Source organism: Pandoraea norimbergensis (assembly GCF_001465545.3).
In the GTDB taxonomy this organism is placed as follows: Bacteria; Pseudomonadota; Gammaproteobacteria; order Burkholderiales; family Burkholderiaceae; genus Pandoraea; species Pandoraea norimbergensis.
In genome coordinates this window covers 4,221,234-4,243,528 of sequence record NZ_CP013480.3, presented here as the reverse complement: position 1 = coordinate 4,243,528, position 22,295 = coordinate 4,221,234, and the positions used below count along the sequence as shown (strand labels likewise).

The window sequence follows — 22,295 nt, the reverse complement described above, 5'->3', positions numbered from 1 at the left end:
TTGCGTTAGCCAGCGACCGCGTGTTGCGCGGCGACCGGCTCGTCTTTGGTCAATTCCGACGGCAAGCGGAATTGGATGGTTTCCTCGATGCCGTCCATGAGAGTCACTTCGACGGTGTCGATGCGGCGCAGCGCGTCGATCACGTCTTCGACCATGCGCTCGGGCGCGGACGCCCCGGCAGTGATACCGATGCGGGCCTGGCCGCGAACCCATTCAGGGTTCACTTCCGAGCCGTCGGCCACGAGGTAGCTGGGCAACCCCATTTCCGAGCCGATTTCGCGCAGGCGGTTCGAGTTCGAGCTGTTCGTCGCACCGACCACCAGCAGCACGTCCACGCGCTCGCACAGCTCGCGCACGGCGGTCTGGCGGTTTTGTGTGGCGTAGCAAATGTCTTTGGTATTCGGCCCGACGATATTGGTGAAGCGTCGTTGCAGTGCAGCAATGATACCGCGAGTCTCATCGACCGACAGGGTGGTCTGCGTCACGTAGGACACCGGCGTGTTCACCGGCAACGGCAGCAGATCCACGTCGGCTTCGGTTTGCACCAGATGCACCGGGCCGTCGATCTGGCCCATCGTGCCTTCGACTTCCGGGTGACCGGCGTGACCGATCAGGATGACTTCGCGTCCGGCGGAAACGTAGTTCTTGCCCTGGATGTGCACTTTAGTGACGAGCGGACAGGTCGCGTTCAACACTTTCAAACCACGAATCTGCGCTTCCTGCTCGACAACGCGGGCAACGCCATGAGCGCTGAAAATGGTGACCGCACCCGCCGGGGCTTCGGAAAGCTCGGCGATAAAGCGCGCGCCTTTGGCCTTGAGAGAATCGACCACATGTTTGTTGTGGACGATCTCATGGCGCACGTAGACCGGCGCGCCATATTTTTCAAGGGCACGTTCGACGATCTCGATGGCACGTATGACACCCGCACAAAACCCGCGGGGTTGGGCAAGGATGACTTGCATTCAGCTCTCCGGCTCAGGTCGGCCGGGATGGCGGTTTAATCGGGGAGTCCATGTCGTTATTACATTGGCCTCATGGGACTCTCCGCGCCATTTTCGATGGCTCGTCGAGCATGCCCGCGGGGGGACCGCCGTCCGGTCGTTTGACAAGAGACGATTGTAACCGCCGCCGCCAATTATTGCTGGCGACCCCCTGTGGGGAACAGCCAGCACTTGTTACATAAAGATTGACGAATCGGCGCCGATCTGGGCCGAATTCGCGCCGATCGGGTGGCCAATCGGTACAAAGTCCCTGCGAGGAGAGTGGCGGGTCAGACATCCCGTGCCGGACCCTTGCTTTTTACTTGCCGAAACGTTCGTTCTTTTCGCGCAGATACGCGATCAGGCTGTCCATGCCGCCATTGGCAAGGCGGGCCTTGAACTGCGGCTGGTACAACTGGATGAGCCACGCGTCGGCCACGTTCTCGCCCATCATGTTGATGTCGTAGATTTTCCAGCCCTTGTCGGTCTTGCCCAGACGATAGGCCACCGCCAGCGTGTCGCCGGTGCCGTTGACCTGCGCACCTACGACCGCGTCGGTGCTGCCCGCCGAAACCTTGGCCGGATCGTACTTGAACGAGAGCTGCGAGCCACGCACCTGCGAGAGTTGCAGGGCGTAGGTGTTCACCAGCAATTGCTGGAACTGCTCGAAGACCTGCTGCTGTTGGGCCGGCGTGGCGGCGTCGAAGGCCTTCGGGCCGACGGCGTAGCGCGTGGTACGGCGGAAGTCGGTGTAGGGCAGGAAGTCGCGCTCGACCACTTTGGCCGTGGCGGCAATATCGCCATCGCGTGCGGCCGGGTCAGCCTTGGCTGCCTTGACGACCGTCTCGACGGCGGTTTTCACCATGTCGTTGGGATTGGCGCTGTTCGTCTGTGCCCAGACGCCCGATGAAACGGTTGAAAGGGCCATGGTGGCCGCGGCCATTGCCGTCACCAGAAATTTCTTCATACGTAGGAACCCAGCTTCTCTTCGTTGGTTTAAATCGGGTAGGCCGTAGTGTAGTGCACGAGGCCCTGTATACTGCTTCGATTTTGTAAATTCACCGTTTCAATGGCCAGATCGACGGTCTTTATCGCCGATTGGTTCCCGACGCGTCCCGCAAAATTTACCTGATGTCTCAATCGCTTATGCCTAAATGGCGTGATAAGTGGGGCGCAGGCGGGGGATGACGGGATGGCCGGCGCGGTTGCCTTTCCATTCGTTTTGCATTTCTCTTCCGGAACCGCTACATGCTGACTTCGCTCGTCGTGCGCATCGTCCGTTTTTCGGCGAAGCACGCGTACCCAGTCATCTTCGCCTCGCTGCTGCTGACAGTGGCCAGTTGCGTGTACGTCGCCAAGCACTTCGCGATCAACACCGATGTCTCCAGCCTGATCGACTCCAACACGCCCGCCGCCGAGCGTGGCCGCGAGATCGACCGTGCTTTCCCGCAGAAGGCTGACGTCACGCTGGCCGTCGTGCAGGCGCCCGCTATCGAATTCGCCGATCGCGCTGCCGCCGAACTGGCGGAGAAGCTCGCCAACGAAAAAGATGTCTTCCGTGCGGTGAGCCGCCCGGGCGCGGGTGAGTTCTTTGCCCACAATGCGCTGCTGTTCGCGTCCGTTGACGATGTGAAGAGCCTCACCAGCAAGCTGGGCGATGCCAAGCCGCTGCTCAACCGGCTCGCTCAGGACCCGAGTCTGACCGGGCTGTCGAATCTGCTTTCCGTCACGTTGCAGACGCCGTTGCTCACCGGTCAGGTCAAGCTGCCGGAAATGGCGCGTCTGCTGGGCAATGCCGCCGATACGACCGAAGCGGTGCTGGCCGGTAAGCCGGCTGCCATGTCGTGGCGTGCGCTGGTCGCGCCCGATACCGTGGCACGCAGCTATGTCGAAGTGCAGCCGGTACTCGACTACGCGGCACTTGAAGCGGGTGCCAATGCAGCGTCGCGCATTCGCGCAGCGGCAGCCGATCTGAAGCTCGAAGAACGCTATGGCGCGACGGTGCGCCTGACGGGCCCGCGCCCGCTCTCCGATGAGGAGTTTGCGTCGGTGCGTCAGGACGCCGGCCCTAACGCGGTGATCACACTGCTGGCCGTGCTGGTGGTGCTGTGGCTCGCGGTGCGCTCGGGCAAGATGATCGTCGCGGTGTTCATCACCCTGCTCGCCGGTCTGGCCATCACGTTTGCGCTGGGCCTGATGATGGTGGGCGCACTCAACATGATTTCGGTCGCGTTTGCGGTGCTGTTCGTCGGTATCGGCGTGGACTTCGGGATTCAGTTCGGTGTGCGCTATCGCGAAGAGCGGCATCGCCTGGGCAACGACGAAGGCGCGCTGCAAGGGGCGCTCGCCGGTGCCGGCAAGGCCATCGCCATGCCGTTGTCGCTGGCCGCGGCGGCCACCGCTGCAAGCTTTTTCTCGTTCCTGCCCACGGACTATCGTGGCGTATCGGAACTGGGCCTGATCGCGGGCGTGGGCATTTTGTGCGTGGCCTTCCCGTCGGCGATTACGCTGCTGCCCGCGCTAATCAGCGTGTTCAAGCCGAGTGGCGAAGCGAGCCCGCCGGGCTTTCGCAGTCTGGGCCGGGTCGACGATTTCACCGACAAATACCGTAACCCGCTGCTGTACGGCACGTTGGCGCTCGTGGTCGCTGGGTTGCCGTTGCTCGCGCATCTGCATTTCGATTTCAACCCGTTGCACCTGAAAGACCCGCATACGGAGTCGATGGCGACGCTGCTCGATCTCGCCAATTCGCCGGAGGCCGGGGTGAACGACGTGCAGTTGCTCGCCGCCAATCTCGACGCCGCCGATGCCGAGGCCACCAAGTTACGTGCGGTGCCGGAGATCGGCCGTGTGGTCACGCTCACGACCTTCATGCCGGCCGAGCAGCCGGCGAAGCTCGCCCTGATCGGTGCAGCAGCGACGTCGCTGCTGCCGACGCTCTCGCAAACACCGCTGCCGCCAGTGGCAGACGCCGCGCGTGTGTCGTCCCTCAAGACGGCCGCAGGGCAGTTGGAAGACGCTGCGCTCGATCACCCGGGTGAGGGCGCGAAGGAAGCGCAACGACTTGCCGCCGCACTGCGCAAGCTTGCTGCGGGCGACGCCGCGCTGCGTGACCGTGCAGACCGTGCGATTGCCGGGCCGCTCAAGCTCGCCCTCGGCCAGTTGCGCGATGCGCTGCAACCGCAGACAGTCACGCGCGAATCGCTGCCGAAGGACATCGTGGCCCAATGGGTCGCCGCCGACGGACGCGCACTCGTGAACATTTCGCCGCGGGTAGCAAAGGGCGCCGACCCGAGCGACGACGCGATGCTGCGCAAGTTCAGTGCCGCCGTGCTGGCAACGACACCGGACGCCGTGGGCGGTCCGATTTCGATCCTGCGCTCGGCGGATACGATCATCCGCTCGTTCATCGAAGCGGGTATCTGGGCGCTGCTGTCGATCACGGTGCTGCTGTGGCTCGCACTGCGTAACTTCGGCGACGTGCTGCGCACGCTCGTGCCGCTGCTGGTGTCGGCGGCCGTGACGCTCGAGATTACTGTGTTGATCGGGTTGCCGCTGAACTTCGCGAACATCATCGCGCTGCCGCTGCTGTTGGGCGTGGGCGTGGCGTTCAAGATCTACTACGTGATCGCGTGGCGTCACGGGCAGACGCGCCTGCTCGCGTCGAGTCTGACGCAGGCTGTCGTGCTGTCGGCGGCAACCACGGGCATCGCGTTTGGCAGTCTCTGGCTGTCGCATCACCCGGGCACGTCGAGCATGGGCAAGCTGTTGGCGCTCTCGCTCGTGTGCACGCTGATCGGCGCAGTGTTCTTCCAGCCGGTGCTGATGGGCAAGCCGCGTGAGAAGGCGGCGGCGAAGACGCCGGGCAAGGTCTGAGGCCGAGTCGGACCCGACGCTGACGACGGGTCTGATACGACACCGCAAACCCAAAGGCACAATGCAAAACGGCACCGCAAGGTGCCGTTTTGCATTCCCGCAGGTGCCGGGAGACTTTTCGCCGATTTATTGCGACGAAGGCACCGCTTCGACCTTGCCGCCAAGACGCTCGGTGAGGGCACGGCGAATCGATGCCGCAATGCCCGCAGCATCAAGACCGACCGACGCCAGTTGCTGTGCTGGGGTGCCCTGATCGATGTACTTGTCGGGCAGTCCCAGTTGCAGCACCGGCACTTGCACGCCGTTCGCATTGAGCGCTTCGATGCACGCCGAGCCTGCACCGCCCATGACGGCACCTTCCTCCAGCGTGACGACGAGATCGTGCGTTCGGGCCATTGCCAGCACGGTGGCCGTGTCGAGCGGCTTCACGAATCGCATGTTCACCACGCTCGCGTCGAACTCGCCGGCCACCTGCTCGGCCAGCGCCACCATCGGACCGAACGCCAGCAACGCCACACGGCGGCCCGCCGGGGCGGCGCTTTGACGGCGCACTTGGGCGCGGCCCACGGGCAGCGTCGAAAGACCGGTTTCCAGTGCTACACCGGGCCCCGTGCCACGCGGATAGCGCACGGCGCTAGGGCCGTCGATGCCGAGTGCCGTCTGCAACAACTGGCGGCACTCGTTCTCATCGGCCGGGGTCATCACGACCATGTTCGGGATGCAACGCAGGAACGCGATGTCGTAGGCACCGGCATGCGTGGCGCCGTCAGCACCAACCAGACCGCCGCGATCGATGGCGAACACGACCGGCAGGTTTTGCAGCGCCACGTCGTGAATCACCTGATCGTAGCCGCGTTGCAGGAACGTCGAATAAATCGCGACGACCGGCTTGAGCCCCTCGGTGGCGAGCCCGCCCGCAAACGTCACCGCGTGCTGTTCGGCGATACCCACGTCGTAGTAGCGCTCCGGAAAGCGCTTCTCGAACTCCACCAGTCCCGACCCTTCGCGCATGGCCGGCGTAATGCCGACAACGCGTGAATCGGCCGCTGCGGCGTCGCAAAGCCATTCGCCAAACACCTGCGTGTAGGTTTTCGGCGCGGCCGTGCCGAGCGCTGCCGGGCGAATGCCTTCGCTCGGATTGAACTTGCCTGGTCCGTGATAGAGCACCGGATCGGCCTCGGCGAGCTTGTAGCCGCGACCCTTGCGTGTCACCACGTGCAGGAATTGCGGCCCCTTGAGCGCCTTGATGTTCTCAAGCGCGGGAATCAGCGCATCGAGATCGTGACCGTCGATCGGGCCCAGATAGTTGAAACCGAACTCTTCGAACATCGTGCCGGTCGGCGACACGATCGCCTTGGCATGTTCTTCGAGCTTGTGCGCGAACTCGCGCATCGGTGCCGGGGCATTGCGCAGCAGGTTACGCACGCTTTCCTTGCCGGCCGAGTAGAACTGGCCCGACATCAGTCGCGTGAGGTACTGGTTGAGCGCGCCCACCGGCGGCGAGATCGACATATCGTTGTCGTTGAGCACGACGAGAAACGGCAGGTCGTCGTACACACCGGCGTTGTTCAAGGCCTCGAACGCTTCGCCAGCGGTCATGGCACCGTCGCCGATCACGGCAATCGCGTGACGCTTCTCGCCCTTGACCTTGCTGGCGAGCGCCATGCCGAGCGCGGCAGAAATCGACGTGCTCGAATGGGCCGTGCCGAACGTGTCGTACGGCGATTCGTCGCGCTTCGGAAAGCCCGACAAGCCCTGCCACTGACGCAGCGTGGGCATCGCCTCGCGGCGTCCGGTGAGGATCTTGTGCGGATACGTCTGGTGGCCCACGTCCCACACGATGCGATCGTTGGGCGTGTCGAACACGTAATGCAGCGCAATCGTCAGTTCGACCGTGCCGAGGTTCGACGACAGATGCCCGCCGGTGCGCGACACGCTGTCGAGCACGCAGGCGCGCAGTTCATCGGCCAGACGGCGCAGGTCGGCGCGCGAGAGCGCGCGCATGTCGGCAGGGGAGCGGAGGGTGGCTAGCAGATCGGCCATGGCTGAACGTCCGTCCCCGCGCTTACTTCACTAACCGGGCGAACGACGCCAGCAGGCGATCGATGTCGGCCGACGTGAGGTTGCCCATCGTCGAGATACGGAACAGTTCTTTCGACAGGCCGCCTTGGCCTGCGTAGATCACAAAGCCGTCGGCCTTGAGCCAGTCGTGCAGACGCGGATAATCCACGCCCGCCGGCAGCTTGTAGGCGCGCAGCACGACCGACGATTCGTTCGGCGGCAGCACGGCATCCATGCCCAGCGCGGCGAGTCCGGCACGAGCCTGCTCGGCGAGTGCGCCGTAGTGGGCGTGGCGCTTCTGCCAGCCACCGGCTTCGTCAAGTTCGCGCAACGCTTCGACCAGCGCGTAGTACGCATGCACGGACGGCGTGAACGGCGTGTTGCGCTCGGCTTGCAGTTTGGCCAGTCGGGCGATGTCGAGGTAATACGTGCGGCTGAATGCCTTGGCGAGCGCATCCTTGCGCACCATCACGAACGACACGCCCGGCACACCGTGCACGCATTTGTTCGCGGTGGCGGCAACGGCCACGATGCCGGAGTCGTTGAAATCGATGGCTTCGGCGGCAAAGCTGCTCACGCCGTCGACCAGCAGGTCGATGCCACGCTCGCGGCAGGCGCGCGCAATGCCGCCCAAATCGTTCAGGCGGCCCGTGGTCGTCTCGTGGTGGATGATCGCCACGTTGGTGTACGGACGGTCACCGGCGGTGTCCAGCTTGTTGACGATCTGTGCCAGATCCGGCGCCTGCATCCATTCGAAATGGATGACGTCGTGATCGATGCGGTACTGCTTGGCGATTTGCGAAATGCGCTCGCCGTACACACCGTTCTCCACGATCAGCAGTCGACCGCCTTCGGGCACGAGACCCGCCGTCATGCTCTCAACCGCTGCCGTGCCCGAACCGGTCATCAGCACCGGCGTCCACACCGCCGGGTCCAGACCGTAGACGGCCGTCAGGCGCGCGCGGGCTTCGTCCTGCAAGTCGAAGAACTCGGGCTCGCGGTGGCACAGATCGGGTTGCAGCAGGCTCTTGCGGACACGCTCGGTCAGGGTAACGGGGCCCGGGTTCAGTAACAGCATGGCGAAGCTTCCTCGGCGGATATTGTTATAGGGGGAACGCTCAGGCGCGGGCTTGAGCGATGTGGTCCATCAGACGCGACTTGACGGCTTCCGGCGTGACCTTCGGACGCGGCAGGCCATCGGGCGTGCCGGGGCGCGTGGTCAGGCAGGCAAAGCGTGGGCCGTCGGAAAGGCTCGCAGAACGGCCGTCGAACAATTGTTCGATGACGTCGAGCGTATCGCCTTCCAATGCGAGTGCATAGCCGCTGGCGGCAGCCACACCGGCGAACGACACCGTCGGCGAGACCGTGGCCTGCGTGCCGGTCGAGTCGTGCGACGCGTTATCCAGCAGCAGATGCACCAGATTCGACGGGCCATAAGCCCCCAGCGTAGCGAACGCACCCATGCGCATCAATGCGGCACCGTCGCCGTCGACCGCAACCACGCGCAGATCGGGGCGGGCGAGCGCCAGCCCGAGGGCGAGCGTGGTGACGCAGCCCATCGAGCCGACCATGTACAACTGGTTGGCCCGGTCATCGAGCGCGTAGAGTTCGCGTCCGCAAAAACCGGTCGAGGCGAGCACCACGGTGCCGTCGAGCGGCGTATGGGCGATGACCCGCTCCAGCGCATCGCGGCGCGTCGGCAGGTCGGCCGGTGCGACGCCGCGCACGAGCGACGCTGGCGCCGGCTGCGCGGGGCGCGTCGGGCGTTCCGTGGGTTGCAGCGGGAACGAGGCCACGCTGCCCTTTTGCATCACGAGGGCGTAGGGGCGGCCCGTTTCGTCCATGTGACGCACGGCTCGCTCCAGCGCCGGGGCAATCGCTTCCGGCTCGGTCGGGAACAGTTCCCACGGCACTTCCATGAGGTCGAGCATGGCCGGCGTGATCGGGCCCATGAGCGCATGCTGCGGCTCATCGGTGATACCGGGCTGGCCACGCCACGTCACGATCAGCAACTGCGGCAGACGGAACGTCCACGTGAGCGACGTGAGCGGGCTCACGGCGTTGCCGAGGCCCGAGTTCTGCATCATCGTCACGGCGCGCGCACCACGGCCTTCACCGAGAGTTGCGCCCGCCGCGATGGCGACCGCATCGCCCTCGTTGGCCGCCGACAGGTAATGCAGCGTCGGGTCTTGCAGCACGTAGTTGATGAACGGCGTGAGAAACGAGCACGGCACGCCGGTGTACCACGTGAAGCCGTGCTTGCGCGCGGCTTCGACGAACTGACCCGCTTCAATCACCTTGCGTCTCCGTATCGGCACCGCTGAACGGCGTCTGACCATGGGCGAAGTCTGCCGCACGGCGGAATTCTTCCATGTCGTTCACGCCGCGCCAGTGGCCGTGCACGTACTGCACGTCGATCTTCGCGCCATCGGCAACCAATGCGTTGATCAGGTCGGGCACGCCAAGCTGGTCGAAATCGGCGCGGGCCTGAAGCGTCGTGAACACGCGTTGCACTTGCGCGCGGCCTTCGCCACGCACGCCCAGCAGACCGATCCAGCGGCCGTTCGGCGTGCGCCCGGCATCCGTCGCGTCGCCGCTGATCTTCTCGAGCAGCACTTGCTGGCCGAACAGGCCGCGATCGTCGCCGGACGAGCAGTACGCGAAGTCGCGCACGCTGGCGTTGGCCGTCGTGGCGGCGGTGGAGTCAACCACCACCGTGATGTCGGCGTCGCTCTCGACCAGATCGCGCACGATGTAGCTGCGGAACAGCAGGTCGCCATACGAGATGACGGTGTCGTGAGCGAACGCATCGCCAACACGGGCGAGCGAGGCCAGTTCACCGGTCTCGGCAAAGCGTTCGTTGATCGCCAGCGTGATACCGGCCGTGTCGATCGCGTCGGCACGGTAGCCGCCGACGACCGTGATGTCGTTCACGTTCTGCTTCTTGAAGCCGTCCACCAGCCAGCGCAGCAGCGGCTTGCCGGCGACCGGCAGCATGACCTTCGGACGGTCCGTGGTCACGCTCTCGAGGTTCTTGCCACGGCTCGCGGCGAGCACGATGGCCGAGCGCGGGGCGTTGGCGGCGGACAGATAGCGGTCTTCGGCTTCGGTGTACTCGTCGGCGTCTTGCAGACGGAAGATCTCGTCGACGGTTGCGATGCGGTCTTCGACGTTGATGAGCGTCTCGTTGCGATGAATCTCGGCAGCCACGGCCTGCATGGCCGACGTGGCCGAGCGAATCAGATGGTTCGCCCAGATCACGACGCTGATGCCGGCTTCGCGGAACACGTCGGTCGGCGTGCTGTAGTACTTGGTCGGCACGATCACCAGCGGGCAGCGGTTATCCCACTCGCGGGCGAATTGCACGATCTCGTCGGCACGCTTGAGCTTGCTGTGAATCAGGATGGCGTCGGCACCGGCCAGACGATAAGCCTCGGCGCGGCGCAGGGCTTCTTCCATGCCCCAGCCGGCGATCAGCGCTTCGACACGCGCCACGATCGAGAAATCGTCGTCGGCCTGCGAATCCTTGCCGGCCTTGATCTTGCCGCAGAACTCGTCCATGTCGGCGAGCGGCTGGCGCTCGCCGCCGATGAAGCTGTTGGTCTTCGGGAAGACCTTGTCTTCAATGCACACGCCGGCCACGCCGCGTTGTTCGAGCTTGCGCACGAGACGACGCATGTTGTTGAAGTTGCCGTAGCCGGTGTCGCCGTCGAGCAGGATCGGCAGATCGCTGGCATCGGCCATGAATTCGAGGTTGTCGACAACTTGCGTCCAGCTGGCTTCGTTGTTGTCGCGCACGCCGAACTGGGCGGAGATCGCGAGACCCGAGGCCCAGATGCCCTTGAAGCCTGCCTCGCGCACGATGCGTGCGGACAAGCCGTTGTGGGCTTCCATCAGGAATTCGAGTTGATTGCTGCGCAGCATGGCGCGCAGTTGTGCCGCGCGCGTGGCGGTCGGCGGCAAGGTGAATGCGTCGGGAGCGTTCATTCGGACACCATCGTGAGCGGTTCGAGTTGCGGCAGCACCTGGTCGGCGGCGCGCTTCACATCTTCAGGGTAGTCAATCTCGATCCACGGGAAACCCGTGACATCGGCGGTTTCGAATTGCGCACCGCGCTCAAGCAGCAGATCGCGCACAGCTTCTTCGTGCGGCATCTTGGCGCGGCCCGATTCGACGTAATCGCGCGTGATTTCTGCCAGACGCGTGGCCGTGGCTTCGTTGAAACGGAAGAAGCCGACCGACTCGCCCACGGTGTCGTATTCGAGGCCGACCATGACCTGCTTGCGCAGTTCGACCGGTACGCCGTCGCGCAGGCACAGTTTGACCGGCTCGTCGCCCACTTCGAAATCGCGGTCGATGAGCAGACGGTTGGCCGTCTTGCCCGCCACCAGCGCATTGAAGATGCGTTGATCGTAGAGCACGTCCGCGTCCATCACGAGCACGTCGCCACCGGCAGTCATTGCCGCGGCGGCCGTGTGCAGCGTGAGCACGCTGCCGAGCTGGTAGTCGGGGTTCAGGCAAATCTGCGGACGCGGGGTCCAGTTCAGGCGATCGAGTTCTTCGCTCACCTGTTCGTGGTGAAAGCCGAGCGCCAGCACCACGTCGGTGATGCCGACCGCTGCGAGCATACGCAGATGGCGCTCGAGTAGCGACATGCCGTCGAACTTGAGCAGGCACTTGGGCGACTGCTTGTCTTCGGGCTGGAGCAAACGCAGGCCCATGCCTGCTGCGAGAATGATGGCCCGCATGGTCGGTATCCTTCTTTAGAGCGGTGCAGTATCCGTGGCCGTGGGCAGCGACACGCCTTGTTGCGAGGCGCGCCGGCGGCGCCAGCCACGTTCGGAGAAATGCAGATAGACGAGGCCTGGTACGCCGAGCAACAACTCGCGCGTACGTTTGGCCAGAGACAGGGCCAGCGCGGCATCGGCCGGCAGACCCACGAGCGGTGCGAGCAGCAGATAGCCGCCTTCCTGTACGCCGAGCGAGCCCGGCACGAAGAACGCGGCACCACGAATCGCCTGCCCGAGGCTTTCGAGCAACATGGCGTCGACCCAGCTCACCGGATGGCCGATGAATTGCAGGATCAGCCAGACTTCGGCCGTGCCCACGATCCAGCCCACCAGACTGAGTGCGAAGCTCGCCAGCACCTGACGGCGCTGGCCGTACATGCGCTGCACGATTTCGTCGACGGCGTCGGCCCGGTCGAGCAGGGACGACCAGTCGCGCTTGGACGACATTTTGGAGAGCATGCGAAACGCCCAGCCGAAGATGCCGCGACGCTGCGCGATGTAGAACGCGTAGAGCAGGGCCGAGATCAGGGCCGTGGCGAGCAGCATCGGCACCCACAGGCCGCCATTGCTGTCATGCGTGGCACTGATGCCGAAGACGGTCAGACCGAGCAGCGCGAAGACGATCTGCGCGACGGCCTGCAAGGTGGTGCTCACGGTAATGGCGGCGGCGGCTTCGCGCCCGGCCATCCCGCTTTGCTTCATCTGACGCACCATCGCAATCGGACCACCGATCTGACCGGCCGGCAGCAGGCTGTTGACCGACTCGCCGACCCAGCGCGTGAGGACCGCGCGGCGCAGCGAGCACGATTTCGTGACCAGCACCTGAATGGCGGCGGCATCGAGCACCAGCGGCACGATGTGGAACGCGGCGATGGGCAGCAGCCCCCAGCCGGCCATGGCCAGCGTAGACATCACCGAGCCCGTACCCTGCCAGATGAGCAGGGCGACGAACAGGGCAATACCGAGGGTCAGAGATACGATGGCAGTCCGGTTCATTTAGCGCTTCGTCCGTTGCAATACCTGACGAAACACTTGCCGGAAACCGAAGTAAGCGATGGCGTCCTTCATATTCGATATGAAGCGCTGCCAAGTGCCCATGCGCGGGTCGGTCACATACTCGAACGTGAGCGAGATGCGCTCCTCGTTGTCGCCGAGCGGCGTGATCCGGTGATGCAGTTTGTCCCCGTCGAAGAACACCAGCGCGCCCGGCGGATAAGCCACGGCGCCATCGACTTGCGGCGCGCCCGAATTGCGCGTGTGAAGTCGGTACTCGAGCTTGCAGCTCGATTGGTCCACCACGCCAAGCAGCAGCGTATAACGGCGGCCTTTGTAGTAGGAGGTGTCATAGTGCCAGCCGATGTGATCGCCCGGACGCGTGTAGTAGTACAGCGCGTACGCGTGCGGGTCTTCTTTCGGCGACGGCAGCAGTTTTTCGCCGGCCAGACGCTCGAGAAAACGCATCAGGGCAGGCGAGCGATACAACTCGGCCACGAACGGAGCAAGCTCGTCGAGCGTGTGACGGCTGACGCTGCCACCCTGCTTGTGTCCGGGCAGATAGTTGCGGTTCACGTTCGGCGTGACCGCGCGCGCAGCGGCGATCAACTGATCGGTGACCGTGCGCGGCAAAAACTTTTCGAGATAGATGAACGCGTCCTGCGACTTGAACTCGGACGTGACCGCGTCGAAGTCGATGGCGTCCATCGCACGCTCGATTTCCGCGTCGGCGGCAAAGGCGGCCGGGGCTAGCGGGGCCACGGTCGAAGGGGCAAGGGCAGCAGCGCTCGCGGCCGTCGTATCGGTCATGTCGGTGGTGGTGTTCGTGTTGTTGTTTGTCTGGGCCTGCGCGGGCAACGGACGGCGCATCACGCGCACGTAATCGGCCACGACCAGCAAGGCGAACAGCGGTGCGCCAATGGCGGCAGCGATCAGAAAACCGCGCGTGCCGTCGAACAGCGTGACGAGTGGCATCAGATACAGCACGTCTTCTGTCTCGAAGCCGCCGACCGAGGCTTGCTTGGTACCGGCCTTGCCCACGCGGTCTTCGATGCGCATGCGCAGGAAGAAGATCAGCGCGACGGCAACGCCGGCCATCCAGCCGAGCACCGACGCAGACACCGGCAGGCTGCCGGGCGCCATCGCTTCGACACCCATGCCGATGCCGCCAAAGAGCAGCACGGTCACGAACGCATCCGACCCGAGGTCATACAGATGGCCGAAACGGCTCGTCTTGCCGCTCACGCGCGCGAGTTCGCCATCGGTGTGATCGATGAAGTTCGACAGCACGAGCAGCACCGCGCCGAGGTTGGCCATCGCATAGCCGCCCTTGGCGAACGCCCACGCGCAGGCCAGCCCGACGATCAGACGCAGGGTGGTCAGATGGTTCGGACTGACGCGCGTATTGACGAGCGGCGTGACCATCCAGCGGGCGAGCCGGGCGTCGTATTGACGCGGACGCGGCGGTACCGGGCGTGCAGTTTTGCTTGTGGCGGGCGCAGCAGAAGGCGCCGAAATGAGTTTCGGTATCGTTTCCATGAGGGGGGAATATATACCCATAAGGCGGTCATGTGCAGTGCACCTGAAACGCCTGTATTAACTGTGACAACGCGCGACAACGTTGGCGCTCACGGACATTGACGCGCGTGAAATGAGACGTATTGTCGCGTGCGATTGGTGCCGGATGCCTTGCTTAACACCTTAGGTTATAAGCGCGGCGAATTCGCGATTATATTCTGCAATAGTCTGTTTCGCTTTCGCACACAGTCGACGCGTCGTTTTGACGCACTGCGCGGGAGAATGCCGCCGCAATCCGACGCAGAATGGCAAAAAACGCCGCAATTCGTTATTTTTCGTGGGATAAAACGACTTGAGTTCGGGATAGCGGTGCGTTGCCGTTACGCGGATAATGGCGATCCCGTTGGTCATTTTCGCGGTGTTATCCGACCGCTTTCTCCACATGTCCCAAACGATTGCCATTCTTACCGGTGCCTCGCGCGGCCTCGGCGCTTCGCTCGCCCGGGGTCTGCTGGCTCCCGGCACGCATCTCGTCACGCTGGCACGTCGCACGGACGGCGATCTTGCCGCCCTCGCCCGTGAGCAGGGCGTCACCCTTGAACAGGTGCCGGTCGACCTGTCGGATGCCGAGGCCGCTGCGAGTGTGGCCGAGCGCATTTTTGCGTCGCTCCCGCGCGACGCGTCGCGTTATCTGCTGATCAACAACGCCGGGACGGTCAACCCGGTGGCAAATACGGCGGCCCTGACGGACGTTGCGGCCATTGGCGCCGCTTTCACACTCAACGTGACGGCCGTGATGGTGCTGACCGCTCGCTTTCTCGCCGCCACGCAGGGCCTGAGCGCCCGTCGCCAGATCGTGAACATCTCTTCCGGTGCGGGGCGCAATCCGAACGCCGGTTGGGGCGTGTACTGCGCGACCAAGGCCGCACTGGATATGTATACGCGTGTGGTCAACGCGGAACATCGCGAACATGGCGTGCAAGCCGTGTCGATGGCGCCGGGCGTGGTCGATACCGGCATGCAGGAAACGATTCGCAGCAGCAGCGTCGAGAGCTTCCCGGCGTTGGCACGTTTTCAGGAAATGAAGGCCGCCGGCAAGCTGTCTACGCCGGACGACGTGGCGCGGCGCATTCTTGCCTATGCCGAGCGCGACGATTTCGGTCAGACCGAGATCGACGACATCCGCAATTACAGCTAAGACAGTTAAGACGGTAAAGCCCGGGTAGCGGATCGCTCATCCGGGGGCGGAAAGTCGAAAGGCACCGGCCGGCATTTGCCGGACCGGTGCCTTTTCGTTTGGGCACGAGACTTTCGTACCGACTGGCGCTACTGTTCCGTGCTGGTAATGAAGACACCCCCGTTACGCTCCGGCGCAAACAGGATGAGCGTGGGCGCGTGAATGTCGAAGGCGCGTTCGCAGGCTTCGTTATAAGAGTCGAACTGCACCGCCCAAGCGCCATTTCGCACGTAGCAGTGCGTGATGGTGTCGGTGCGGCGGTCGAACTCCTGCCCGAGAAACACGCCTTGGGTGTAGCACCAGACGACGAACCCGTGAAAATCTGCCTGCTCCGGGGCGCGAAACACACGCCAGCGGGCGTCGTCCCGTCCTGATTGACGCCCCGTCGCGCCAGTGGCCCAACGCTCGAACCCGTCATGCCGTTTGTGTGGCTCCATTGTTGTATTCCCCCTTTATGATGAAACGCCTTCTGGGTGCCGAGAACCGACACCCCCGGGCGTTTTTTCATAGTCGGAAGTTGTTCCCGGTATTTCCATCAGGCAATTCCGAAAAGCGGCAGGGAATTTCTCCAAAGAACTTCGAGGGGCGCCTTCACCCGGCGCCCCGTCGGCCACCTCGACGTGCCGGTCTCAGTTGTAGTGGATCGCCAGCCAGACCGTGACTTCGCCCTGTGCCGTCCATTCGACGCGGTGACGCCGGTGCGCGGCAATGGTTACGGCGTCGCCCGCACGCAGCGTCAGCGTCTGATCCGGGGCATCGGCGAAGGCCAGTCCGGCCGAGCCGGTGAGCACCACCACCCACTCATGTTGCGGCTGGTCGTACCAGAAGTCCGGTGGCGATGCCTGACCGGTGGAGACAATGCGCTCGACGCGCATGCCCGGGCGCGCAATCAGCGTATCGAACTGCTCCGCCGCCGCTGGATCGGGGCGGGCGGGCAGACCGGCGAAAAGACAGGTGTCGGGCAGCAGTGGTGGTGCCATACGTTCTATGCGCTCTATACGTTCATGCATCGGACGAGGGTAGAAAGCGTACACGGCGAACGTCAGTCGTCGAGGTTCTCGTGCACGGCGGCGTCACCGCGACGCCAGTATGCGGCTGCCTTGACCCACTTCGGATTGAGCCCGCGCTCGCCGACCAGATGCTGGCGCAGGGTTTTCGCGACGCCGGATTCAGCGGCGACCCACGCGTGCAGATCACCGGCGGGCAGGGTGGCGACCTTCAGTGCGTCGATCAGCGCAGTGCTTTCGCCTGCGGGCGTGCCTTCGCGGTAGATCCACTCCACCACGACGTCGGCTTCGCTCGTGAAACGCAGCCGGTCTGCCGGGCTGTCGACTTCCGCAAAAACGAAAACGAGCGCACCGGCCGGCAACTCGGCGAGACGGCGCGAAATGGCCGGCAGTGCCGTGTCGTCGCCGATCAACACATAGCCGTCGAAGTTCATCGGAATGACGAACGAGCCGCGCGGGCCGCCGACACCGAGACGGTCGCCCGGCTTGGCCGAGCGAGCCCATTGTGTGGCTGGACCGGATTCATGCATCGCGAAATCGATGACCAGCGTCTTCGTTTCGGCGTCGAAGCGGCGCGGCGTGTAGTCGCGCATGAGACGCGGCGCATCGCCGGGGGCGGGCTTGCTGACACCTTCCGGGCCGACCTGCGGCATCGACAATTCGCCCGTCTCGGGGTTCGGGAAGAAGAGTTTGACGTGGTCGTCAAAGCCCGGGCTGGTGAATCCTTCAAGATCGTTGCCGCCGAGCGTCACGCGCAGCATGTGCGGCGTGATCGATTCCACGCTGCGCACTTCCAGCAGGCGCATGCGCAGTTCGTGGCGCACGCGGCGCGGCGTGCGATCGGGGGTGGCGTTCAGTGCAGCGTTGTCTTGCATCAAAGTCGCTCCAGTTGTTGTGCGGCCGCGTCGAGAATCGCGGCGAACGCGTTGGCTTGCTCGGTCGAGAGCGGCTCGCCGCCCAGACGCAAGTGAACCGCATATTTGAAGTTGTGCAGCGCGCGCTGGACTTGCGGCGGCATGTCTTCCGAACGCTCGCGGCGCGTGGCCAGCCGCGCGAGCAGCTCGGTAACGGCGGCTTCGTTCTCGGCCAGATATTCACGCCCGGCGTCGGTGATTTCGTACGATTTGCGCTGACTTTCGCCCGTGCCTTCCTGCACACGGATGTAACCCATCTCGTCGAGCAGCGTGAGCGTCGGATACACCACGCCAGCGCTCGGGCTGTAGGTCCCGTTCACGCTTTCTTCGATGGCCTTGATGAGTTCGTAGCCGTGGCGCGGTTGTTGTGCGATCAGGTGCAGCAGCACCATGCGCAGCCCGCCGTGGCTGAAGAGCCGGCCACCGCCGCGTCCGCCCCGGCCACCGCGTTCGCCGCGGCCCTCGCCATCCCCCCGGCCCCGGCGGCCTTCGCCGAAACCTTCGCCCATCGCTTCGCCGCTTGCGCGACGGCCATGACGCTCGCCGCGGCGCTCGTCAAAATCCATGCTATCCAGGCCCAGCGGGCCTCGGCCCATGAAATCGCCTCGTGATCCACGCATGATGCGACCCCTTCAGATGTAGTTAAGACGTGTTTACGATATATCTAAATTGCATCTAAACCAAGTTTTTTGTGGAATGACCCTGGCTTGGTTAGGGGAATTCGGCGGGGGTGTGACGCGGGCGTCGGGGTGCACGGATGCGTCGTCGTCAATGCGGGATTGAGCGACGGTGTAGGGAAGGGCGAGGGTGAGTCAGCGGGGGGAGTCAGCGGGAGAGTCAGCGGGGGAGGGCTGTCGAGCCGACAGCCTCGTCGCGAAGGTTACTGTCCCGGATGACTCAACAACTGTCCGAGGAAGTTGCGGGTCTTCTCGTGTTGCGGGGCATCGAAGAACTGCGCGGGCGGCGCTTGCTCGACGATCTTGCCGTCGGCCATGAAGATGACGCGATCGGCCACACGGCGCGCGAACCCCATCTCGTGAGTCACGCACAGCATCGTCATGCCGTCTTCGGCCAAGCCGATCATCGTGTCGAGCACTTCCTTGACCATCTCGGGATCGAGCGCGGACGTCGGTTCGTCGAACAGCATGATGCGCGGCGTCATGCACAGCGCACGAGCGATGGCGACGCGCTGCTGCTGCCCGCCTGACAACTGGCTCGGATACTTGTGCGCCTGTTCCGGGATGCGCACGCGCGTGAGGTATTGCATGGCGAGCGCCTCCGCATCGGCGCGCGAGAGCTTGCGCGAGCGCATCGGTGCCAGCGTGCAATTCTGCAAAATCGTCAGATGCGGGAAGAGATTGAATTGCTGGAATACCATGCCGACTTCCTGCCGCACGGAGGCCACATTGGCGCCACCAGCCGTGAGGTCGATGCCATCGACAACGATGCGCCCGCGCTGTACCGGCTCCAGCCGGTTGATGCAACGAATGAGCGTCGATTTGCCGGAGCCCGACGGCCCGCAAATGACAATGCGCTCCCCCGGCGCGACGCGCAGATCGATATCCGTGAGCACCTGAAACTGCCCGAACCACTTGCTCACGCCATCGAGTTCGATGATCGGCCCGGGCGATTTGCTGCCCGGGGTGCGTGCGGGATCACTCCTCTGGCTCACGTCACTCATTGCAGTTTCGGCAGATCGGTATCGAGCCACTTGCGGTAGAGCTTGTTCAATTCGCCGTTCGCCGTGTTGCGCGTCACGAAGTCGTTCACGGCGGCGAGAAGCTCGGGCTGGTTCGGGCGCAGCGCGATGCCCATGGACTGTTGCAACAGATTGAACTTGGGCTCGTACTGACCCGGGGCACGCTGGCGAATCGCGCTGGCCACTGTCACCGAGCAGCCGATGGCATCGACCTGACCCGAGAGCAGCGCCTGCATGGCGGACGCGTCGTCGTCAAAGCGGCGGATTTCCGTGCCTTCGGGGGCGGTCTTGGTGACAGCCACATCCTGCGTGCTCGCGCGCGCCACGCCGACGCGCAGGCCTTTCAGATCGGCGGCGGCCTTGATGGGCGCACCGGCCTTGCCGAGCAGCACAATGGTCGCGGCGGCGTAGGGCTTCGAGAATTGCACCTGTTTGGCGCGCTCCGGCGTGATGGCCAGCGACGCGACGAGCACATCGACCTTGCCCGTGAGCAGAAACGGGATGCGATTCGGCCCGGTGACCGGCACGATATTGACCTTCACGCCGAGGTCTTTCGCGAGCAGTTTGGCCACGTCGGCGTCGTAACCGTCGGGCTGATTCTGCGCATTCGTGGTGCCGTACGGCGGAAAGTCGACCAGCATGCCGACATTGATCGTCCCTTTCTTCTTGATGTCGGCCACGCTTTGCGCGTGCGCGGGCGTCGTGAACAGCGACAGCGTGCCGGTAAGCAGACTGCCGAGCGTGCCGCCCAGCGAACCGGCAAAACCGGCGGGCATCGCCGCGATACCGACGGTGGTGATGAAATGGCGGCGCGAGGTCGCAGCCGCCGTCGTGCGCGGTTCGTTGGCCGGGTGCACGCGGCGCTGCGAAGGCGGCGTAATTGTGGGAGGGGTTTTGCGCGTCATGCTCGATCTCCTTGTGCGACATCGATAGGTCGCGATCTGTCGTTCGTTATCTCGTCCAATGGTCGTTCAATGGTCGTTCAAGTGTCTTTCCATTACCTTGCCCATGTGCTGGCCTGTCGGCGCTCAAGCCGAGCGGCCAATCGCGACAGCGGCCAGCACAGGACAAAGTAAAGCGCGCCGACCACCGAAAAGACCATGAGTGGCTGGAACGTGGCGTTATTGATGATCTGGCCGGCGCGGGTAATTTCGGTAAAACCGATGATGGCGGCGAGCGATGTGCCTTTGACGATCTGCACCAGATAGCCCACCGTCGGCGCGATGGCGATGCGGGCCGCTTGCGGCAGGACGACGTCGCGCATGCGGTTGAACCACGACAACGAGAGTGCTTGCGCCGCTTCGACCTGACCGTGCGGCACCGCTTCGATGCACCCGCGCCAGATTTCCCCGAGAAACGCGGCGCTATTCAGAATGAGTGCGATACCCGCAGCGATCCACGGATCGATTTCCAGCCCGAGCACCGGCGCGCCGAAGAAAATCAGAAACAGTTGCAGCAGCAGCGGCGTGCCCTGAAACAGCTTGATGAAGGCGAGGGCGGCGTTGCGCAACCCGACGATGCCCGAGGTGCGGGCGAGGGCAATGCCCAGACCGAGGACGGCGCCCCCCGCAAAGGCGATGGCGGACAAGGCGAGCGTCCAGCGCGCCGCTTCGACGATGAACCAGAACTCCGGCCAACCGAATGTCCGCATCGTGTGCGCTCCGTATCGGGTTCAGGTCTGGCGCCGCTCGGGAAAATCGAGCGTGCGGCGGTAGATCACACGAAAGAGCGCGGAAAACGCCAGCGAGAGCAGCAGATAGATGGCGGCGACCACGATATAGATCTCGAAGCTGCGGAACGTCTGCGATTGCAGGTTGGCCGCTACCGAGGTCAGGTCGTCCGCCGAGATCACGGAGACCACCGCCGAGCTGAGCATCAGCAAGATGAACTGACTGGTGAGCGCGGGGTAAATCGCCTTAAGGGCAGGCTTGAGAATAACGAAGCGAAAGATTTCCCAAGGCTTGAGGTTGAGCGCGAGCCCGGCTTCGATCTGCCCGCGCGGAACGGCATCGATGCCGGCGCGAATGATTTCGGTGGCGTAGGCGCCCAGATTGACGACCATTGCCGTGAGCGCTGCCGTATGCGGACTCCAGCGCAACCCGACGGCGGGCAGCGCGAAGAAAAAGAAGAACAGCTGAACGAGGAAGGGGGTGTTGCGGATCAGCTCGATATAGGCGTTCACGAGCCATCGCACGGGTCCGGGGCCTGAGGTCTTGCCCCACGCGCAGACGATGGCGAGCGCCAGCCCGAGCACCATGGCGGTGGCCGACAGTTCGATGGTGATCCAGGTGCCCTTGAGTAGCAGTGGCCACGCCGCGAAGACGTCGCCGAACGCAAACGTGTAATGCAAGGAAGTCCCCCGCGAGCGCTGACGGTGCCCGGAGCGATGGTAGCGGGCGACGCACCATGCGTCCACTCAGCACAAACCCGAGCGAAATGGCGGAGGGGTGATTCGGTGGACGAAAAAAAACGGTGCCGAATCTCGGCACCGTTTGACTGCATATCTGCAAGTTTTGCGATATTCGCTGCTGCCGGTGGGGCGGCAGCGCATCGCGCAAGACTTACTGTGCAGCGTCCTTCACCTTCTTCAGCGAGCGAACCTTCACGCGCGTCGAAGCCGGCTTGGCGGCGAACTCACGTTCTTGCTTCGTGAACGGGTCGATGCCACGGCGCTTCGGCTTGGCGGCGATCTTCTGCGTCGTGACCTTGAACAGGCCGTGCAGCGTGAATTCGCCAGCGCCCTTCTTGTGCAGTGCGCCGAGAATGGTGTTCTCGAGCGCGGCCAGCACTGCCTTGACGGTCTTTACTTCGACAGCAGCACGCTCTGCGAGGTGTGCGGCGAGTTGCGTCTTGTTGAGCGAGTCCTTGAGCGGCGTGACCTTGTCGGTCGCTGCTGCCTTCGGAGCTGCCTTCGGTGCTGCTGCCTTCTTCACCGGAGCCTTTTTAGCGGCCGGAGCCTTTTTCGCTACCGGAGCTTTTTTTGCCACAGGGGCCTTCTTAGCTGCTGCTTTCTTTGCCGTTGCCATATCGATCCAATCGATGAGAATAAGAAAGTGCCGTCGTAGAACGGCCACCCGAATGATACGTCTTGCTGCGCCGACGATTCTACCTAAGAAATCGCTTTCTGCGAGTAGTGCGCAAATTATGTTGCGCGCTTGCCGCACAAGGTTTCTCAGCGCGCGAGCCGTATTTCGAAGTGTTTTGCGAGTGTTTCGTT

The 22,295-nt window shown here is 63.8% G+C and carries 20 protein-coding genes and 1 pseudogene; 2 read left to right on the top strand and 19 right to left on the bottom strand.

Annotated features, from left to right (window positions below; translation table 11 throughout):
* Positions 1–5 precede the first annotated feature (5 nt).
* The gene (ispH, locus tag AT302_RS18580; protein WP_058379718.1) at positions 6–965 is read right to left on the bottom strand and encodes a 4-hydroxy-3-methylbut-2-enyl diphosphate reductase; all 960 of its coding nucleotides are present in this window, start codon (positions 963–965) and stop codon (positions 6–8) included.
* A 337-nt stretch (positions 966–1,302) separates the two neighbouring features.
* On the bottom strand, positions 1,303–1,950 hold the full coding sequence (locus AT302_RS18575) for an MlaC/ttg2D family ABC transporter substrate-binding protein (protein WP_058379717.1): 648 nt from the start codon (positions 1,948–1,950) through the stop codon (positions 1,303–1,305).
* A gap of 281 nt (positions 1,951–2,231) precedes the next feature.
* Between AT302_RS18575 and hpnN the strand changes: the two genes are divergently transcribed.
* Positions 2,232–4,859, top strand: coding sequence for a hopanoid transporter HpnN (gene hpnN / locus AT302_RS18570; RefSeq protein ID WP_058379716.1), 2,628 nt, complete (start codon positions 2,232–2,234; stop codon positions 4,857–4,859).
* Between the two features lie 126 nt (positions 4,860–4,985).
* Here the strand turns inward: hpnN and dxs are convergent, their stop codons facing one another.
* The 8 genes and pseudogenes from dxs to AT302_RS28480 form a co-directional block, all read right to left on the bottom strand.
* Entirely contained in the window at positions 4,986–6,902 is a 1,917-nt protein-coding gene (gene dxs / locus AT302_RS18565) for a 1-deoxy-D-xylulose-5-phosphate synthase (protein WP_058379715.1), read from the bottom strand.
* Between the two features lie 22 nt (positions 6,903–6,924).
* Positions 6,925–7,998 carry a 2-aminoethylphosphonate aminotransferase gene (locus AT302_RS18560; protein ID WP_058379714.1) on the bottom strand — a complete coding sequence of 358 codons (1,074 nt, stop codon included), beginning with the start codon at positions 7,996–7,998 and terminating at the stop codon, positions 6,925–6,927.
* A gap of 40 nt (positions 7,999–8,038) precedes the next feature.
* On the bottom strand, positions 8,039–9,217 hold the full coding sequence (gene aepY, locus AT302_RS18555) for a phosphonopyruvate decarboxylase (protein ID WP_058379713.1): 1,179 nt from the start codon (positions 9,215–9,217) through the stop codon (positions 8,039–8,041).
* Positions 9,210–10,907, bottom strand: a complete 1,698-nt coding sequence (gene aepX / locus AT302_RS18550; RefSeq protein ID WP_058379712.1) for a phosphoenolpyruvate mutase — start codon at positions 10,905–10,907, stop codon at positions 9,210–9,212. Before aepX ends, aepY begins: the two co-directional genes overlap by 8 nt.
* Entirely contained in the window at positions 10,904–11,668 is a 765-nt protein-coding gene (locus AT302_RS18545) for a phosphocholine cytidylyltransferase family protein (protein WP_058379711.1), read from the bottom strand. Before AT302_RS18545 ends, aepX begins: the two co-directional genes overlap by 4 nt.
* Positions 11,669–11,683: 15 nt before the next feature.
* Positions 11,684–12,706, bottom strand: a complete 1,023-nt coding sequence (locus AT302_RS18540; protein ID WP_058379710.1) for a flippase-like domain-containing protein — start codon at positions 12,704–12,706, stop codon at positions 11,684–11,686.
* On the bottom strand, positions 12,707–13,513 hold the full coding sequence (locus AT302_RS27715) for a HalD/BesD family halogenase (RefSeq protein ID WP_150790265.1): 807 nt from the start codon (positions 13,511–13,513) through the stop codon (positions 12,707–12,709). It abuts the gene before it with no gap.
* 15 nt (positions 13,514–13,528) lie between these two features.
* A pseudogene (locus AT302_RS28480) lies at positions 13,529–14,242 on the bottom strand (CDP-alcohol phosphatidyltransferase family protein); the annotation flags it as partial.
* A gap of 421 nt (positions 14,243–14,663) precedes the next feature.
* Between AT302_RS28480 and AT302_RS18530 the strand changes: the two are divergent.
* On the top strand, positions 14,664–15,419 hold the full coding sequence (locus AT302_RS18530; RefSeq protein WP_058380416.1) for an SDR family oxidoreductase: 756 nt from the start codon (positions 14,664–14,666) through the stop codon (positions 15,417–15,419).
* Between the two features lie 128 nt (positions 15,420–15,547).
* On the opposite strand, the gene AT302_RS18525 is transcribed toward AT302_RS18530, so the two are convergent.
* The 9 genes from AT302_RS18525 to AT302_RS18485 all read right to left on the bottom strand — a co-directional run bounded on the left by AT302_RS18525 (position 15,548) and on the right by AT302_RS18485 (position 22,104).
* Positions 15,548–15,895 carry a hypothetical protein gene (locus tag AT302_RS18525; protein ID WP_058379709.1) on the bottom strand — a complete coding sequence of 116 codons (348 nt, stop codon included), beginning with the start codon at positions 15,893–15,895 and terminating at the stop codon, positions 15,548–15,550.
* A gap of 192 nt (positions 15,896–16,087) precedes the next feature.
* Positions 16,088–16,438, bottom strand: a complete 351-nt coding sequence (locus AT302_RS18520) for a cupin domain-containing protein (RefSeq protein ID WP_218918967.1) — start codon at positions 16,436–16,438, stop codon at positions 16,088–16,090.
* Between the two features lie 62 nt (positions 16,439–16,500).
* Positions 16,501–17,340 (bottom strand): siderophore-interacting protein, encoded by an 840-nt coding sequence (locus AT302_RS18515; RefSeq protein ID WP_058379707.1) that lies wholly within the window; start codon positions 17,338–17,340, stop codon positions 16,501–16,503.
* Positions 17,340–17,999, bottom strand: a complete 660-nt coding sequence (locus AT302_RS18510) for a PadR family transcriptional regulator (RefSeq protein WP_058379706.1) — start codon at positions 17,997–17,999, stop codon at positions 17,340–17,342. The genes AT302_RS18515 and AT302_RS18510 overlap by 1 nt, the downstream gene beginning before the upstream one ends.
* Positions 18,000–18,259: 260 nt before the next feature.
* Complete coding sequence (locus AT302_RS18505; protein WP_084656316.1) at positions 18,260–19,060, bottom strand: amino acid ABC transporter ATP-binding protein; 801 nt, start codon at positions 19,058–19,060, stop codon at positions 18,260–18,262.
* Positions 19,057–19,983, bottom strand: a complete 927-nt coding sequence (locus tag AT302_RS18500) for a transporter substrate-binding domain-containing protein (RefSeq protein WP_407668787.1) — start codon at positions 19,981–19,983, stop codon at positions 19,057–19,059. Before AT302_RS18500 ends, AT302_RS18505 begins: the two co-directional genes overlap by 4 nt.
* A 92-nt stretch (positions 19,984–20,075) precedes the next feature.
* Positions 20,076–20,729: an amino acid ABC transporter permease gene (locus AT302_RS18495; protein WP_058379705.1), complete on the bottom strand. Its 654-nt coding sequence runs from the start codon at positions 20,727–20,729 to the stop codon at positions 20,076–20,078.
* 21 nt (positions 20,730–20,750) lie between these two features.
* A complete protein-coding gene (locus AT302_RS18490) occupies positions 20,751–21,428 on the bottom strand; it encodes an amino acid ABC transporter permease (RefSeq protein WP_058379704.1) in 678 nt (225 codons plus the stop codon).
* A 211-nt stretch (positions 21,429–21,639) separates the two neighbouring features.
* Positions 21,640–22,104: an HU family DNA-binding protein gene (locus AT302_RS18485; protein ID WP_058379703.1), complete on the bottom strand. Its 465-nt coding sequence runs from the start codon at positions 22,102–22,104 to the stop codon at positions 21,640–21,642.
* Between the last annotated feature and the right edge of the window lie 191 nt (positions 22,105–22,295).